The 16,815-nt window shown below is 64.6% G+C and carries 12 protein-coding genes; 8 read left to right on the forward strand and 4 right to left on the reverse strand.

What is annotated here, in order from left to right; translation table 11 throughout:
• Positions 1 to 2 precede the first annotated feature (2 nt).
• The 8 genes from Q7T45_RS27545 (at position 3) to Q7T45_RS27580 (ending at position 10,214) form a co-directional block, all read left to right on the forward strand.
• The gene (locus tag Q7T45_RS27545; protein ID WP_304875214.1) at positions 3 to 2,522 is read left to right on the forward strand and encodes a branched-chain amino acid ABC transporter ATP-binding protein/permease; all 2,520 of its coding nucleotides are present in this window, start codon (positions 3 to 5) and stop codon (positions 2,520 to 2,522) included.
• Positions 2,523 to 2,546: 24 nt separating this feature from the next.
• Positions 2,547 to 3,494 (forward strand): 3-hydroxyacyl-CoA dehydrogenase, encoded by a 948-nt coding sequence (locus tag Q7T45_RS27550; protein WP_304875216.1) that lies wholly within the window; start codon positions 2,547 to 2,549, stop codon positions 3,492 to 3,494.
• A 34-nt stretch (positions 3,495 to 3,528) separates the two neighbouring features.
• Positions 3,529 to 4,452, forward strand: a complete 924-nt coding sequence (locus Q7T45_RS27555; RefSeq protein ID WP_304875217.1) for a 3-keto-5-aminohexanoate cleavage protein — start codon at positions 3,529 to 3,531, stop codon at positions 4,450 to 4,452.
• A 189-nt stretch (positions 4,453 to 4,641) separates the two neighbouring features.
• Positions 4,642 to 6,240, forward strand: coding sequence for an ABC transporter substrate-binding protein (locus tag Q7T45_RS27560; protein ID WP_304875218.1), 1,599 nt, complete (start codon positions 4,642 to 4,644; stop codon positions 6,238 to 6,240).
• A 114-nt stretch (positions 6,241 to 6,354) separates the two neighbouring features.
• On the forward strand, positions 6,355 to 7,302 hold the full coding sequence (locus tag Q7T45_RS27565; protein WP_304875219.1) for an ABC transporter permease: 948 nt from the start codon (positions 6,355 to 6,357) through the stop codon (positions 7,300 to 7,302).
• 10 nt (positions 7,303 to 7,312) lie between these two features.
• The gene (locus tag Q7T45_RS27570) at positions 7,313 to 8,206 is read left to right on the forward strand and encodes an ABC transporter permease (RefSeq protein WP_304875220.1); all 894 of its coding nucleotides are present in this window, start codon (positions 7,313 to 7,315) and stop codon (positions 8,204 to 8,206) included.
• Entirely contained in the window at positions 8,206 to 9,219 is a 1,014-nt protein-coding gene (locus Q7T45_RS27575) for an ABC transporter ATP-binding protein (protein WP_370691377.1), read from the forward strand. The genes Q7T45_RS27570 and Q7T45_RS27575 overlap by 1 nt, the downstream gene beginning before the upstream one ends.
• Entirely contained in the window at positions 9,216 to 10,214 is a 999-nt protein-coding gene (locus Q7T45_RS27580) for an ABC transporter ATP-binding protein (protein ID WP_304875221.1), read from the forward strand. The genes Q7T45_RS27575 and Q7T45_RS27580 overlap by 4 nt, the downstream gene beginning before the upstream one ends.
• A gap of 189 nt (positions 10,215 to 10,403) precedes the next feature.
• Here Q7T45_RS27580 and Q7T45_RS27585 read toward each other — a convergent pair whose 3' ends face one another.
• From Q7T45_RS27585 to Q7T45_RS27600, 4 genes are all read right to left on the reverse strand, one after another.
• Positions 10,404 to 12,371: an acetyl-CoA carboxylase biotin carboxylase subunit gene (locus Q7T45_RS27585; protein WP_304875223.1), complete on the reverse strand. Its 1,968-nt coding sequence runs from the start codon at positions 12,369 to 12,371 to the stop codon at positions 10,404 to 10,406.
• A gap of 8 nt (positions 12,372 to 12,379) precedes the next feature.
• Entirely contained in the window at positions 12,380 to 13,996 is a 1,617-nt protein-coding gene (locus tag Q7T45_RS27590; protein ID WP_304875225.1) for an acyl-CoA carboxylase subunit beta, read from the reverse strand.
• Between the two features lie 147 nt (positions 13,997 to 14,143).
• Positions 14,144 to 15,745, reverse strand: a complete 1,602-nt coding sequence (locus Q7T45_RS27595) for an AMP-binding protein (RefSeq protein ID WP_304875227.1) — start codon at positions 15,743 to 15,745, stop codon at positions 14,144 to 14,146.
• A gap of 158 nt (positions 15,746 to 15,903) precedes the next feature.
• The gene (locus Q7T45_RS27600) at positions 15,904 to 16,770 is read right to left on the reverse strand and encodes a 3-keto-5-aminohexanoate cleavage protein (RefSeq protein ID WP_304875229.1); all 867 of its coding nucleotides are present in this window, start codon (positions 16,768 to 16,770) and stop codon (positions 15,904 to 15,906) included.
• Positions 16,771 to 16,815: the final 45 nt, after the last annotated feature.

Below are 16,815 nucleotides of genomic sequence, written 5' to 3' on the forward strand. Positions count from 1 at the left end.
ACATGATGAACCGCCTGCCCATTCCGCTTGTCATCGCCGCCCTCGGGCTGTTGGTGCTGCCGCCGCTGCTGCTGGCGCTCGGCCTCACCATGACCTCGGCCTCCGAGGTCGTCACCTTCGCGCTGGCCTGCATGGCGCTGAACATCCTGGTCGGGCACACCGGCCTGGTCTCGTTCGGCCATGGCGCCTGGTTCGGTCTCGCCGCCTATGCGGCGGCGCTGATCCAGCGCAATTTGATGCCGGACTCGTTTTTCGGCCCCACCATCGGCGGCGTCCTGATCGTGATGGCCGTCGCGCTCACCTTCGGATTCCTGATCCTGCGCCGGCGCGGCGTGTATTTCTCGCTGCTGACCCTGGCGCTGGCGGCGATGCTGTATGCCGTGGCGTTCCGCTGGACCGACGTCACCGGCGGCGAGAACGGCCTCGGCGGCATCACCCGTCCCAGTCTGTTCGGCGTCAATCTGGAATCCTCCACCAATTACTACTGGTTCGTCGCCGCCATCGCCTTCCTGGTTCTGATCCTGCTGTGGCGCTTCCACAATTCGACCGTCGGCACCGTGCTGGTGGCGATCCGCGAGAACGAACAGCGCGCGCGTTTCCTCGGCTATCCCACCAACCGCTACAAGCTGGCCGCTTTCGTGCTGTCCGCCGGGATCACCGGGCTTGCCGGCATACTCTTGCTGTTCCAGAACCGCATGACCTCGGCCGATCCGATCTCGGTGGCATTTTCAGGCGAATTGCTGGCGATGGTGGTGATCGGCGGCATGCGCAGTTTCCTGGGGCCGGCGCTCGGCGCGCTGTTCTTCATCCTGTTCCGCGAATTCCTCGGCATCTATACCGAGAACTGGCTGTTCTGGTTCGGCCTGGTGTTCGTCGGCTTCATCGTGTTTTCGCCGACAGGTCTGGTCGGCGTCGGCGAACGGCTGATCGCGCCGTTCCGCAAGAAGACCACCGAGGATGCCGCGATGTCGGCGCGCCGCATCGAAGCGTTGCCGCTGCCGGAATTCCTGCGGCCGAAATCTCACACCGACGGGGCGGTGCTGTCAGCCCGCCACATCGTCAAGAGCTTTGGCGGCATCAAAGCCGTGCAAGGCATCGATATCTCGATTGAAGACCGCACGCTGCATGCGCTGATCGGACCCAACGGCGCCGGCAAGACCACCGCGTTCAACCTGCTGTCCGGCATGTTTCCGCCCGATGAAGGCTCGGTCTCGCTGCTGGGCCAGCCGATCGCAGGCCATACGCCGGAGGAGATCGCGCGCGCCGGCATCGGCCGTTCATTCCAGATTACAAATCTGTTTCCGGCGCTCAGCGTCGGCGAAAACATCCGCCTCGCCGTGCAGGCGCGGCATCCACAGCGCTTCGACCCCATCACCAATGCGCTGTCGATCGAGGCGATCAACGAAGAGACCGACGCCACCATCCGCTATCTCGGCCTTGCCGGCATCGAGAAGGCCGAAGCCGGCATGCTGTCCTATGGCGGCCAGCGCCTACTCGACATGGGCGTCGCACTCGCCACCGCGCCCCGCGTGCTGCTGCTCGACGAGCCGCTCGCCGGCCTTGCCGCCGCCGAACGCGAACGCATCGGCGCCATCATCAAGCGCATCTCATCGGACCTGCCGGTGCTGCTGGTCGAACACGACATCGACCGGGTATTCCAGCTCGCCGACCATATCACCGTGATGAATGAAGGCCGGGTGCTGCTCGACGGCACCGTCGAGGAAGCGCGCGCCAGCCCCGAAGTGCAGGCCGTCTATATCGGCTCCGGCGCCACTGAAGTCGCCGCAAAGCCGCGCGAGACCGCCGCCCGCGTCAGTGCACTGCTGACGGCGAGCCAGGTCGATACCTTTTACGGCAAGAGCCACATCCTCAACGACGTCAATTTCACGCTGCACGAGAACGAGATCATCGCGCTGCTCGGCCGCAACGGCGCCGGCAAATCGACGCTGCTGAAGACCCTGATCGGAATCGCACCGGCGGCGAATGGATCGATCAGACTGGCGGACAGCGAGCTGATCGGTAATTCGTCCGCCCAGAATGCCCGGCTCGGCATCGGCTATGTGCCGCAGGGCCGCGGCCTGTTCGCCGGCATGAGCGTCGAGCAGAATCTCGAGCTTGGCGGCCTGAAGCGCCAGACCGGCAACGGCGTGCACTGGACCCGGGAGCGGATCTACGAATACTTCCCGCGCATCAAGGAGCGACTCGACAGCCCGGCGGATTATCTCTCCGGCGGCGAGCAGCAGATGGTGGCGGTGGCTCGCGCGCTGTCGGGCGATGTGCGAGTATTGCTGCTCGACGAACCGTTCGAGGGCCTCGCGCCCACCGTGGTGGAGCAATTGTTCGAGACGTTCGACCGGCTGCGCAAGGAAATCGCCATCATCATCGTCGATCACCATCTCGATTTGGCGCTGGCTCTGTCGGATACGACGGTGGCGCTGGAGCGCGGCCGGGTGATCCACCAGGGGCCGTCGAAGGCGCTGCGCGACGATCTCGATCTGCGCCGCAAGGTGCTTTGGCTATGAGACCAAGGTTTGTGAGAAGCGAAAATGACCAGTACTGAACGCAACGTCGCCATTGTCGGCTCCGGCCTGATCGGGCGCGCTTGGGCCACGATCTTCGCGCGCGCGGGCTGGAACGTGCGGCTCACCGATCCGCATATTCCGACCCTGAAGGCGGCCCCCCGGCTGATCCGTGACGAATTGCACGCGCTGGCACGCCATGGCCTTTGCAGCGATCCGGACGGCGCGGTGGCGCGGGTCTCGATCGCGGCCAGCCTGCAGGAAGCCCTGCTCGACGTCGAATTCGTCCAGGAGAACGGGCCGGAGATCGTCGAGGACAAGAAGACCATCTTCGCCCAGCTAGACAAGCTCACCCCGCCGAACGCGCTGCTGGTGTCCTCGACTTCGGCCATCACGGCCTCGCGCTTCACCGAAACGCTGCCCGGCCGGGCGCGCTGCCTGGTCGGCCATCCCGTCAACCCGCCGCATCTGGTGCCGCTGGTCGAACTGTGCGGCGCGCCGTGGACCTCGCCCGACGCGATCGATCGCGCCCGAAATATCTACCGCGAGATCGGACAGGTGCCGGTGACGATCAACCGCGAGATCAACGGCTTTGTCTTGAACCGGTTGCAGGGCGCGCTGCTCGCCGAAGCGTTTCGCCTGGTCGGCGAAGGCTATATCTCGGCCGAGGATCTCGACCACACCGTGAAGGATGGCCTCGGCCTGCGCTGGTCGTTTCTCGGACCGTTCGAGACCATCGAGCTCAACGCGCCCGGCGGCATTCCCGATTACTGCGCGCGCTACACCGGCTTCTACAAGGAATTGGCTGCCGCTGCCGCCGGACCCGAAGTCTACCAAAGCCCGAACGTGGATCGGGTGATCGCGGCCTGGCCGCATCAGCCGACGCCGGAACGCATCGCCGAATTGACGCAGCGGCGCAACGAGCGCCTGGCGGCATTGGCCGCGCACAAAGCCCTGCAAAACGACAAATCCTGAACTGGCGACCGACCTTCAAGAAAGTGAGCATCCCATGAGCCGCAAAGTCATCATCACCTGTGCCGTGACCGGCGCGATCCACACCCCCTCGATGTCGAAGGCGCTGCCCGTGACGCCGCAGGAAATCGCCGACGCCGCGGTCGATGCCGCCGAAGCCGGTGCGGCCATCGTGCATCTGCACGCGCGCAATCCGAAGACCGGCCAGCCCGACCAGAGCCCTGAAGCCTTCGCGCTGTTCCTGAAGATCATCAAGCAGCGCTCCAACTGCGTGATCAACCTCACCACCGGCGGCGCGCCGACCATGACGGTGGACGAGCGCGTTCGCCCTGCCGCAGTCTACAAGCCGGAAGTGGCGTCCCTCAACATGGGTTCGATGAATTTTGCCTTCTTCGGCATGCTCAACCGCTTCAAGAAATTCGAGCACGACTGGGAACTGAAGCATCTGCAGAACAAGGACATCGTGTTCCGCAACACGTTTCAGGACATCGAATACGTGTTGAAAACCCTGTCGGAGACCGGCACCCGCTTCGAATTCGAATGCTACGACACCGCGCATCTCTACAACCTCAACTACTTCCTCGAGCAGGGCATGGTGAAGCCGCCCTTGTTCGTGCAGACGGTGTTCGGCCTGCAGGGCGGCACCGGCGCGCATCCGGAGGATGTGCTGCACATGAAGCGCACCGCCGACCGGCTGTTCGGCGACAAGATGGTGTGGTCGGTGCTGGGCGCCGGGCGCAACCAGCTGCCGATCGCGGCAATGGCCGCCGCCATGGGCGGCAATATCCGCGTCGGCCTCGAGGACTCGCTGTGGGCGGCTCCCGGCCGGATGGCGGCGTCGAATGCCGAACAGGTCACGCTCGCCCGCAAGATCATCGAAGGCCTCGGCCTCCAGGTGGCGACGCCGGACGAGGCCCGTGAAATTCTCGACCTCAAGGGCGGTGACAAGCTGGAGGTTTGAGCGGTTCCGGCCGGCGCAGACCATTGCGCGCTGCACCAACGGCTGCGTCGCCGATTAGCCGTCGCACGGAATTGCATTAATCCGAAGGATCGAGGCCGGCGCCGGCCTTACGGGTTGCGCGAGCGCGCCGTCATGGCTAACCTCCTCGACAATCGGCCCGATGAGGCTGAAACATCGAGGGAGGGGAACATGCGGAGCGTACGCGCGCTTGCGGCCGTGGCGTTGTCTTTGTTGGCGGCTTCCAACGTCGCTGCGTTGGCTGCCGAACCCAAGAATGGCGGCATTCTGAAGGTCTATCACCGCGACAGTCCGGCCAGCGCCTCGATCCATGAGGAGGCGACCTATTCGGTCAACATCCCCTTCATGCCGATCTTCAACAACCTCGTCATCTACAAGCAGGACGTGCCGCAAAACTCCATGGAGTCGATCGTCCCGGACCTCGCGGAGAGTTGGGCCTGGAGCGGCGACAGGAAAACGCTCAGCTTCAAGCTGCGACAGGGCGTCAAATGGCACGACGGCAAGCCGTTCACGTCAGCCGACGTCAAGTGCACCTTCGACATGCTGATGGGCAAATCCCAGCAGAAGTTCCGCAAGAACCCGCGCAAGTCCTGGTACAGCGAGGTTGTCGACGTCACGCCGAAAGGCGACTTCGAGGTCGCCTTCAACCTCACGCGGCCGCAGCCGTCGATGCTGGCGCTGCTCGCCTCCGGCTACACGCCGGTCTATCCCTGCCACGTCTCTCCCGGCGACATGCGCACCAAGCCGGTCGGCACCGGTCCGTTCAAGTTCGTCGAGTTCAAGGCCAACGAATCCATCAAGATCACGCGTAACCCGGACTACTGGAAGAAGGGCCTGCCGCACCTCGACGGCATCGAATACACCATCATCACCAACCGCTCGACCGCCATTCTCGGCTTTATTTCCGGCCAGTTCGACATGACGTTTCCGACCGAAGTCTCGATCCCCCTGCTCAAGGACGTCAAGAAGCAGGCGCCGAAGGCGGTGTGCGTCGTCGAGCCGGTCAACGTCTCCACCAACATCATCGTCAACTCGTCGTCGCCGCCGTTCGACAACATCGACATTCGCCGCGCGATGGCGTTGGCGCTCGACCGTAAGGCCTTCGTCTCGATCCTGTTCGAAGGCCAGGCGGACATCGGCGGCACCATGCTTCCGGCGCCCGGCGGTTTATGGGCGATGCCGAAGGAGATGTTGGAGACAATTCCGGGCTACGGCCCCGACATCAACGCCAACCGGGAGGAAGCCCGCAAACTGATGGCGAAAGCGGGCTATGGGCCGGGCAAGCACCTCGCCGTCAAGGTCGCCACCCGTAACATTCCGATCTACCGCGACCCCGCCATCATCCTGATCGATCAGCTGAAGAGCATCCATATCGACGGCGAACTCGACGTGGTGGAAACCGCCAACTGGTTCTCAAAAGTGGCGCGCAAGGACTACGCGCTCGGCCTCAATTTGACCGGCAATGCGGTCGACGATCCCGACCAGTCGTTCTTCGAAAACTATTCCTGCGGCTCGGAGCGGAACTACACCAACTACTGCAACAAGGACATCGAGAAGATGTTCGACGAGCAGTCCGCCGAGACCGACGTCGCCAAGCGCAAGAAGCTGGTCTGGGAGATCGACAAGAAGCTGCAGGAAGACGTCGCCCGCCCGATCATCTATCACGGCCGCATGGGCTCGTGCTGGCAGCCCTATGTGAAGGGCATCACCATCATGGTGAACAGCTCCTACAACGGCTATCGTTACGAGGATGTGTGGATGGACAAGTAGCCTCTCCTGCCGCAGGTCGCGGCAGGGGTAGCCCGCCAGCCTCTACTATTTGAGCGTACTCCGGTCGCATGATGCCATCCCTTTTGCGCCATACGCGCTGACAGGAGCAGCCCGTTGTTTGCCTATATCGTGCGGCGCCTCGTGTTGATGCTCGTGACCCTGTTCGGGATCTCGGTCATCATCTTTGTGCTGCTGCGCGTCGTGCCCGGCAACATCGTCGACATCCTGTTCGACGCCGCCGGATTCGTCGACCAGGCCGACAAGGCGAACCTGGAGAAGGAACTCGGGCTCGACCAGCCGATTTTCGTGCAGTATGTGAAATGGATCGGCGGTCTGCTGCATGGCGACCTCGGCTACTCCTATGTGTCCGAGAAACCCGCCCTGCAGGAAATATTGCCGCGGATTCCGATCACCGCGCGGCTGGCCGCGCTGGCGCTGCTGTTCTCGGCCGCGATCGGCATTCCGCTCGGCGTCATCAGCGCCGTGAAACAGGGCACCCGGCTCGATTATGCCCTGCGCGTCGTCAGCCTGAGCGGCCTGTCGCTGCCGTCGTTCTGGCTTGGGCTGTTGATCCTGATGGCGTCGGTCGCGATGTTCGGGACCATGCCGATCTTCAATCCGAACCCAGCCACCTGGACCGAGGCGTTCGCGATCTACTGCGTCCCCGCAATGGCGGTCGGCTTTCGCAGCGCCGCGCTGACCATGCGGATCACCCGCTCCTCGATGCTGGAAATATTGCGGCAGGATTATATCCGTACCGCCCGCGCCAAGGGCGCGTCCGAGTCATCCGTCAACTATCACCATGCGCTGAAGAACGCCGTGCTGCCCGTCATCACCGTGATCGGCATCGAGGCGGCATTCCTGATCGGCGGCCTGATCGTCACCGAGACCGTGTTCAATATTCCCGGTGTCGCCCGCTTCCTGGTCGAGGCGATCCGGTGGCGCGACTATCCGATCGTGCAGAACCTGGTGATGCTGATCGCCCTGGTGGTCGTGGTCACCAACTTCACGGTCGACATGCTCTACGCCGCGATCGATCCACGCATCCGCTATACGGATTAGGAGCCAAGGCTTGGCCGTCATCAACTACGATAGCGAACTGCGACGCGCCGGCGCCCATTCGACGCATGGCTGGCGCAAGCTGACGTACCTGGCGCGGCGTCACATGCTGGGCTCGATCGGCCTCGTGATCATGATCCTGTTCGTGCTGGCCGCGTTGCTGGCCGATTTCATCGCCCGTTACGATCCGCTCTCGGTCGATTCCCTGCAGCGTCTGGCGCCCCCCAGTGCGCAGCACTGGCTGGGAACCGACTCGTTCGGCCGCGACGTCTGGAGCCGCATCATCCACGGCGCCCGCATCTCGCTCGCCGTCGGCGTCGGTTCGACGTTGCTCGGTTCGTCGATCGGCGTGATGGTCGGCCTCGCCTCGGGCTACCTGTCCGGCTGGGTCGACCTCGTGTTCCAGCGCATCACCGATATCCTGCAGGCGCTGCCGCTGTTGGTGCTGGCGCTGGTCATGACCGCAGCATTGGGGCCGTCGCTGCCGAACGTGATCATCGCGATCGCGATCCCGCTGATCCCGACCGTCGCCCGCGTGATCCGCGCCAATACGCTGGCGCTGCGCGAGCTGCCGTTCATCGAGGCCGCGAAATCGGTCGGCATGAGCGAAACCCGCATTGCGCTGCGCCATGTGCTGCCCAACACGCTGGCGCCGTTGATCGTGCTGGCGACGGCGCAGCTCGGCTCCACCATTCTCACCGAAGCCTCGCTGTCGTTCCTCGGCCTCGGCATTCCCGAGCCCTATCCGTCATGGGGCCGCATGCTGTCGGAATCGGCGGCGGAGTATGTCCGCACCGCGCCGTGGCTGGTGATCTTCCCCGGCGTCGCCATCAGCCTCGCGGTGTTCGGCACCAACCTGTTCGGCGACGCGCTGCGTGACATCCTCGATCCGAGGCAGCGCGGCTGATGAACGAGGTTGTGGCGGACGATATGGTTCTCGACGTGAAGAACCTGCAAACGGTGTTCTTCACCAATTCGGGGCTGTTCAAGGCGGTCGACGACGTCTCGTTCAGCGTTCGCCGCGGCGAGACGCTGGCGATCGTCGGCGAGTCCGGTTGCGGCAAGAGCGTCACCGCGCTGTCGATCATGCGGCTGGTGCCGGATCCGCCGGGCCGGATCGTCGGCGGCTCCGTAACGCTCGAAGGCACCGAGCTGCTCGGCCTCGACGAGGCCGAGATGCGCGCGATCCGGGGAAATCGCATCTCGATGATTTTTCAGGAGCCGATGACCTCGCTCAACCCCGTGATGCGGATCGGCGACCAGATCACCGAAGCGGTTCGCCTGCATCGCAAGATGACCGCCAGGGAGGCCTGGACCAAGGCCGTCGACATGCTGCGCCTGGTCCGGATTCCCGAGCCCGAGCAGCGGGCGCGCGAATATCCGCATCAGCTTTCCGGCGGCATGCGCCAGCGCGCCATGATCGCGATGGCGCTGGCGTGCCGGCCGGCGCTGCTGATCGCGGACGAGCCGACGACGGCGCTCGACGTCACCATTCAGGCCCAGATCCTGGCGCTGATCGTCGAACTGCAGAAGGAGCTCGGCACCGGGCTGATCCTGATCACGCACGACCTCGGCGTGGTCGCGCAAACCGCGCAACGCGTCATCGTGATGTATGCCGGCAAGAAGGTCGAGGAGGCCAGCGTCGAGGCGCTGTTCGAAAATCCCCGGCATCCCTACACCCGCGGCCTGATGGCATCGATGCCGGCGGTGGCGACGTTCGGCTCCAACTCCGATGCGCGGCTGGTGGAAATTCCCGGCATGGTGCCGTCACTGACCAATCTGCCGCCGGGCTGTGCCTTCGCGCCGCGCTGCTCTCTGGCGATCGAGCGCTGCCGCGCGGAGTATCCGCCGTTGCAGGACTGGGGCGATAATCACCTGGCGGCGTGCTGGCGCGCCGCGGAAACGGCGGCGGCGCCATGACCGAGACAACCCCGCTGCTCAAGGTCACCGACCTCGTCAAACATTATGCGGTGCGCGGCGGCGTGCTGCGCCGCCGCGTCGGCACGGTGCATGCCGTCGATGGCGTCAGCTTCACGGTCGGCGTCGGCGAAACGCTGGGCATGGTCGGGGAATCCGGCTGCGGCAAATCGACGGTGGCGCGCGCCATCCTGCGGCTGGTCGAGCCGACCAGCGGCAGCATCCAGCTCAATGGCCTCGATATCACCCATCTCGGCAAGGCCGATCTGCGCGAGCACCGGCGCTCGATGCAGATCATCTTCCAGGACCCGTTCGCCTCGCTCAATCCGCGCATGACGGCGGGCGATATCGTCGGCGAACCGCTCAGCGTCCATGGCCTGGCCAAGGGAGAAAAAAAGCGCGAGCGGGTCGCGGAGCTGTTCGATCAGGTGGGCTTGCGGTCAGACCAGATGCAGAACTATCCGCATCAGTTCTCCGGCGGCCAGCGCCAGCGCATCTGCATCGCCCGCGCGCTGTCGCTCGGGCCCGATCTGATCGTGTGCGACGAGCCGGTCTCGGCGCTCGACGTCTCGATCCAGGCCCAGGTCATCAACCTCCTGATCGACCTGCAGCGCAGGCACGGCTTTTCCTATCTGTTCATCGCCCACGACCTCGCCGTCGTCGCCCATATCAGCCACCGCGTCGCCGTGATGTATCTCGGCCGCATCGTCGAGATCGCGGAGAAGGCCGAACTGTTCGCCAACCCGAGGCATCCCTATACGCAAGCCTTGCTGGCCTCGGTGCCGGTGGCGGATCCGAAGAAGAAATCGCTGAAGCCGATGATCGACGGCGACGTGCCGAGCCCGATCAACCCGCCCTCGGGCTGCGCGTTTCACACCCGCTGCCGCTATGTGATGGACCGCTGCAAGGTGGATACGCCGGTGCTGGCCGAGGCAGGGACCAAGCATCAGGTGGCGTGCTGGCTCAATGAGGGGACGGGACGGGTGACGATCGAATAATTCGCGGGACGCCCACTTACCCTCCCCTGGAGGGGGAGGATCGGCTCGTATTGAGCACAGCGAAATACGAGACGGGGTGGGGTGATCTCTCAACTCGGACACGGTTCGAAACGAGAGACTGTCACCCCACCCCGCCGCTCCTTTCAGTCGCGTCGACCCACCCCCACCCGGGGAGGGTAAGAGAGCCAGCTACGCCGCATCCGCCTCGATCTCCACCACGATCTTCCCCGTCGTCACCTGCTCGCCCTCGACGACATCAATCGCCGCCACGGTGCCCGCGATCCCTGCCGTATGCACATGCTCCATCTTCATCGCTTCCAGCGTCATGACGGGTTGACCCGCCTCGACCTTCTCGCCCGGCTTGACCAGCACCGCGACGACGCGGCCGTTCATGGCGGCGCGGACCTTGCCGTCGCCGCCGTTTGACGCTGCCGTGGCAGGCGCTGCCCGGGTCAGGTCGCGGACCGCAATCGTTATGCCGCGGTGCAGGACGAACAGCCGGTCGCCGTCGCGCAGGAATCTGGCGGATTCCATCAGGCCATTGCTGCTGAAACGAATGCTGTCGCCGTCGAGCGCACGGATTTCGATCCGGTACGCCGTGTTTTCAAGAGTGGCGAGATAGCCGCCATCGCGTTCGCGGCCGACTTCGAGCTCATGGATGCCATGATCGAGTTCGACGCGGGCCGGCACCGGAAAGGTCGACGCCAGCGTCCGACCGCTGCGCCACGGCGGCGCAAAGGGATCGGTGACATAGAGCAGCACCGCCGCCAGCGCCGCCTCGGATGCAGCGTCGGCGCGCGGCGCCAGCAGCTCGTCACGATGCTGACCGATGAACGCCGTAGTCGCCTCGCCCGCAGCGAATACCGGATGCGCCAGGCAGGCGGCGAGGAAGGCCTGATTGGTGGTGACGCCGAACGCCGCGGTCTGTTCGAGGCCGTGAATGAGCTGGCGCCGCGCCGCGTCGCGGCTTTCGCCATGGCTGATCAGCTTGGCGATCATCGAATCGTAGAACGGCGGAATCTCGACGCCCGATTGCAGCGCGTGCTCGACGCGGATCTCGCCGGGCATCTGCCACAGCGCCATCCGGCCGGACTGCGGCATGAAGTCCTGGCCGGCGTCTTCCGAGCACAGCCGCACCTCGATGGCATGCCCCGAGAACTTGACATCCTCCTGCTTCAGCCCGAGCGGCTCGCCGCTCGCGACACGCAGCTGCAGTTCGACCAGATCGAGCCCGGTGACCGCCTCGGTGACGGGATGCTCGACCTGCAGTCGCGTATTCATCTCCATGAAATAGAACTCGCCGCTATGATCGAGCAGAAACTCGAGCGTGCCGGCGCCCTCGTAGCCGATCGACTTGACGGCGGCGACCGCGACCGCGCCCATCCGCGCCCGCAACTCCGGCGACACCGCCGGCGACGGCGCCTCCTCGATCAGTTTCTGGTGCCGGCGTTGCACCGAGCAATCGCGCTCGCCGAGATGAATGGCGTTGCCATGGCGGTCGCCGAACACCTGGATTTCGATATGGCGGGGATCGGCGATGGCGCGCTCCAGGATCACAGTCGGGTCGCCGAACGCGCCCTGCGCTTCCGAGCGCGCGCTGCGCAACGCATCCGGAAACGCCGCCGCGTCCGCGACCAGCCGCATGCCGCGCCCGCCGCCGCCGGCGACCGCCTTGATCATCACGGGAAAGCCTGTTCTGCCGGCCTCGGCCAGCATGACGGCATCGCCCTGGTCGGCGCCCTGATAGCCGGGCACGCAGGGCACGCCGGCCGCCAGCATGATTTCCTTGGCGCCGGCCTTGTTGCCCATCGCCTTGATGGATTCGGGCGACGGCCCGATGAACACCAGGCCGACATCGCGGCACGCCTGCGCAAAATCCTCGTTCTCGGCGAGAAAGCCGTAGCCGGGATGCATCGCATCGGCGCCACTGGCTTTCGCCGCGGCGATGATGGCCTCGATCTTCAGGTAGGATTGCGAGGGCAGTGCCTCGCCGATCCGGATCGCCTCATCCGCCTCACGCACATGCAAGGCATCGCGGTCGGCGTCGGAATAGACCGCGACCACGCCGTAGCCGAGGCGACGCGCGGTGCGCATGATTCGCAATGCGATCTCACCGCGATTGGCGATCAGGATTTTCGAGAACGGGGTCGGCTTCATCTGCACCTTCATGGCCGCGCGACCGAGAACTGCATGGCTTGCGGCTTGCGCGCCTCGGCCTCGCGGCAGATCGCCAGCACCTCCGCCAGCACACTGCGGGTGTCGCGCGGGTCGATCACGCCGTCGTCGAGCACGCGGGCGCTGGTCGAGAACACGTCCATCTGGCCATCAAACACGCCGGTGATCTGCGCCTTCATGGCGTCGATCTTTTCCTTCTCGATCGGCTTGCCGCGTCTGGCGGCGGCGGCCTCGGTAACGATGGCCATGGTTTCGGCGGCCTGCTCGCCGCCCATCACGGCGGTCCTGGCATTGGGCCAGGAGAAGCAGAAGCGCGGATGGAAGCCGCGGCCGCACATGCCGTAATTGCCGGCGCCGAACGAGGCGCCGCAATAGATCGTGATCTGCGGCACAGTGGCGCTGGTGACGGCCTGGATCATCTTCGAGCCGTGCTTGATCATCCCTGCTTCTTCATAGGCCTTGCCGACCATGTAGCCGGTGGTGTTGTTGAGATAGAGCAGAGGCGTGCGCGACTGGCAGCAGGCCTGGATGAAATGCGTCGCCTTGTTGGCGCCGGGAACGTCAAGCGGGCCGTTGTTGGTGATGATGCCGATCGCCTGGCCTTCGATGCGGGCGTGGCCGCACACCGTGGCCGGGCCATAATTGGCGCCGAATTCGGTGAAATCGGAATCGTCGATGAAGCGCGCGATGGCCTGGCGCATGTCGACCGGCCGCTTGTGATCCATCGGCATGATGCCGAGCAGTTCCTCGGGATCATGGCGCGGCGGGCGGTGCGAAGCCTTGTCCGCTTCCGGCCGGTCCCATTGCAGATTGCCCATGATGTCACGCGCGATCCGCAGGGCGTCGCGGTCGTCCTCGGCGAGATAATCGCCGAGGCCGGAAATGCTGGTGTGCATCTCGGCGCCGCCGAGTTCCTCTTCGGTGGCGATTTCCCCGGTCGCGGCCTTCAAGAGCGGCGGCCCGGCCAGAAAAGCGCGGGTACGGCCGCGCACCATCACGATGTAGTCGGATAGCCCGGTCTGGTAAGCGCCGCCCGCGGTGGACGAGCCGTGCGTCACCGTCACCACCGGAAGGCCAGCAGCGGACAAGCGCGCCAAATTTCGAAAAATGTTGCCGCCGCGGATGAAATCCTCGACGCGGTAGCGCAGCAGATTGGCGCCGGCGCTTTCGACCAGCTGCACGTAGGGCAGCTTGTTCTCCAGCGCCATTTCCTGCACCCGCAGCGTCTTGTCGAGGCCGTAAGGCTGCAGCGCGCCGGCGTCGATGCCGGAATCATTGGCCGAGACCATGCAGCGGATGCCGGCCACAAAACCGATGCCGGCGATCAACCCGCCGCCGGGAACGCTCTTGCCGGCGTCGGGCACGTCGAACATGTAGCCGGCCAGGGTCGATAGCTCGATGAACGGCGTGCCGGGATCCAGCACCAGCGCCACCCGCTCGCGCGGCAGCAATTGCCCGCGCTTGTGAAAGCGGTCCTTGGCGGCGGCCGACGCGGCGCGCGCCCGCTCCTCCAGCCCGCGCATGCGCGCAATCAGCGCCAGCATGCCGTCGCGGTTGGCCTGGAAGGCGGCGCTGTTCGGCGCGATGGTGGATTCAATGATGGCCATGAATTCTCCTGCCCGTCATTCCGGGATGCGCTGTCGGTCGGTAATTGCCGACCAGGGGCGCAGGCCCGGAATCCATACTCACGATCGTGGTTATGGATTCCGGGCTCGCTCGTTGCACTCGCGCCTCGGAATGACGATTCATCAAGGTCATGCACTCTTCTTTGCAAAATGCTCGGCATAGGCCTGCCGCAGCTCGACCTTGCGCAGCTTGCCGGTCGCCGTCATCGGCATTTCATCGACGATCCTGACGAATTTCGGCACCTGGAAGCCGCCGAGATGTTTTCTGCAATGCTCGGATATTTCGGCCTCGTCAGCGACCGCGCCGGGCTTCAGCTTGACGAAGGCCGACACCGCCTCGCCCCATTGCGGGTGCGGCAGACCGACCACGGCGGCGTTCTGCACCGCCGGATGCGCCAGCAGCGTCTCCTCGATCTTGACGGAGGCAACATTCTCGCCGCCGGACTTGATCATATCCTTCTTGCGGTCAAGGAACAGCACCTCGCCGTGCTCGTCGATCAGCGCGAGATCGCCGGTGTGGTGCCAGCCGAATTTTCTAGCCTCTTCGGTCGCCTTCGGATCCTTGTAATAGCCCATCATGACGTTGGGGCCGCGATGCACCAGCTCGCCGGCCTGGCCGCGTGGTAGCAGGTTGCCGTCGTCATCCATGATCGCGGTCTCGTTGACAATCAGCGACTCGCCCCAGTAATTGCCGAAACGCTCCAGCTGCCGGGCCGGCTGCGACATCGTGGTGGCCGGATACATCTCGGTCTGGCCGCTCGACAGCACGAAGTTCGGGCACATATCCGCCATCGCGCGTTCCAGCAGCGGGCGGCTCATCGGCGCCATGGTGTAAATGCAGGCCTTCAGGCCGGAGAGGTCGTACTCCCGGCGGCGCGGGTGATCGAGGATCGCCTGGTACATCAGCGACAGCCCGACGAACACGGTGAGCTTGTCGCGCACGATGGCTTCCATGCAGACCACGGGATCAAAACCGCGCATCAGCGCCATGCGGCCGCCAACCGAGAGATAACTCAGCAACAGCACATGGCCGGCGCAGTGGAACAGCGGAAATTGCCCGGTGATGCCATCATTGCGGTCGAGATGCATCTCGATGCAATTGCTCATGACCGCCATGACAACGGCGAGGTGGCAATGCATCGCGCCCTTCGGGCGCGAGGTGGTGCCCGAGGTATAGATGATCATCGCGAGATCGCGGTCGTCGAAATCGATGTCGGGCTCGATCTCGGACCGGCCCTTGATCAGATCGTTGAATTCTTCAAGTCCGGCCGCAGCCGCCTTGCCGGTGAGATCGACCGCGATCAGGTCGATGCCGCGTTTTTGCAGCGCCGCGCGGCGATCCGGCTGGGCATGCAGATTGTCATCGATCAGCGCGAAACGCACCTCGGCATGATCGAGGATGTAGTCCATGTCGGCGGGGCCGAGCATGGTGTTGATGGGCACCCAGACCAGACCGGCGCGATGAATGCCGAACAGCGCTTTGACGAATTCGACCGAATTGTTGCAGATGGTCGAAATCTTCTCGCCGGGCTTCAGGCCGCGCGCGACCAGGTAATTGGCAAACCGGTTGGCGTCGCGCTCGAGCTCGGTAAACGTCACGCGCCGATTACCGTCGGTCACGGCGACCCGGTCCGGAAACCGCGCCGCCGCCTTCTTCAAGAGGTCGCCGATCGCCACCCGGCCGATACGGCCGGGTCCCGGCACGCCGCCGGTGGCTGCGAGACTGGTCATGCGGTTCACTCCCTCATTTCGTCATTGCGAGGAGCACTCTTGTCCGCCGAAGCCCGCCTTCGGGCGAAGGCGGATGCGACGAAGCAATCCATTCTTTCTTTGCGTGGCGAGATGGATTGCTTCGCTTCGCTCGCAATGACGGCTGGCCGTGGCCGAGCCTAACGCCCAATCCCGAAGATCTGCCGTGCTTCCACCGGGCTCGCGATCTCGCGGCCGGCGTTGCGCGCGCAGGTCGCGATGCCTTCGATCAATTGGCCGTTCGACGTCACCTTGGTGCCGTCGCCGAGATAGAAGGTATCTTCCAGCCCGGTGCGCAAATGACCGCCGAGATCGGCGCAGCGCTGGTGCAGCGGCCAGATTTCGGCGCGCCCGATCGCAGTGACCTGCCAGTTCGCGTCCGGCAATTTCAGCTTCAGCAGGATCGGCAGCAATTCCGGATCGGCCGGCATGCCTGACGCCACGCCCATCACAAAGTTGTATTCCAGCGGTCCGGCATACATTCCGGTCTGCCGGTACATGCCGACACAGCGCACGATGCCGACGTCGAAGCATTCGAACTCGGGAATCGTGTTGGCGACCTTCATGACGTCGAGATAATCCTGCACCTTCTCGACCGCGTTATCGAACATCATCGGCGGCCAGGCCCAGGTGTTGTCGGCCTTCACCTTCAGATAATTCAGCGAGCCTGCATTGCAGGCCGCCATCTCGGGTTTGGTCTCGCGCACGCAATCGAGCGCGCCTTGATAATTCGGCCCGGAGGTTCCCGTGGTGTGGTTGATGATGACGCCGGGGCAGGCCTCGCGGATCGCCTGCTGGATCTCGCGCGACACGGCGACTTCCCAGGACGGCAGATGTCCCTTGCCCGGCGCCTGCTGGCGCAAATGGATATGCATCACGCTGGCACCGGCGTCGAACGCGGCCCTGGCTTCGCGCGCCATTTGTTCCGGCGTGACCGGCACGTGATGCTGCTTCGGGTCGGTCAGCACGCCGTTCAGCGCGCAGGTGATGACAGCCTTGTCGCTCATGAATTAGCCTTTGGATCAGCCTTCGATCGGTTCAGCCCGCGACGC

This window comes from Bradyrhizobium sp., assembly GCF_030646015.1.
Lineage (GTDB): Bacteria > Pseudomonadota > Alphaproteobacteria > Rhizobiales > Xanthobacteraceae > Bradyrhizobium.

What these genes read in the sequence shown, in the direction of transcription:
- Q7T45_RS27545 (WP_304875214.1), top strand. Translation starts at nt 3, where the DNA reads ATGATGAACCGCCTGCCCATTCCGCTTGTCATCGCCGCCCTCGGGCTG.
- Q7T45_RS27550 (WP_304875216.1), top strand. Translation starts at nt 2,547, where the DNA reads ATGACCAGTACTGAACGCAACGTCGCCATTGTCGGCTCCGGCCTGATC.
- Q7T45_RS27555 (WP_304875217.1), top strand. Translation starts at nt 3,529, where the DNA reads ATGAGCCGCAAAGTCATCATCACCTGTGCCGTGACCGGCGCGATCCAC.
- Q7T45_RS27560 (WP_304875218.1), top strand. Translation starts at nt 4,642, where the DNA reads ATGCGGAGCGTACGCGCGCTTGCGGCCGTGGCGTTGTCTTTGTTGGCG.
- Q7T45_RS27575 (WP_370691377.1), top strand. Translation starts at nt 8,206, where the DNA reads ATGAACGAGGTTGTGGCGGACGATATGGTTCTCGACGTGAAGAACCTG.
- Q7T45_RS27580 (WP_304875221.1), top strand. Translation starts at nt 9,216, where the DNA reads ATGACCGAGACAACCCCGCTGCTCAAGGTCACCGACCTCGTCAAACAT.
- Q7T45_RS27585 (WP_304875223.1), bottom strand. Translation starts at nt 12,371, where the DNA reads ATGAAGCCGACCCCGTTCTCGAAAATCCTGATCGCCAATCGCGGTGAG.
- Q7T45_RS27590 (WP_304875225.1), bottom strand. Translation starts at nt 13,996, where the DNA reads ATGGCCATCATTGAATCCACCATCGCGCCGAACAGCGCCGCCTTCCAG.
- Q7T45_RS27595 (WP_304875227.1), bottom strand. Translation starts at nt 15,745, where the DNA reads ATGACCAGTCTCGCAGCCACCGGCGGCGTGCCGGGACCCGGCCGTATC.
- Q7T45_RS27600 (WP_304875229.1), bottom strand. Translation starts at nt 16,770, where the DNA reads ATGAGCGACAAGGCTGTCATCACCTGCGCGCTGAACGGCGTGCTGACC.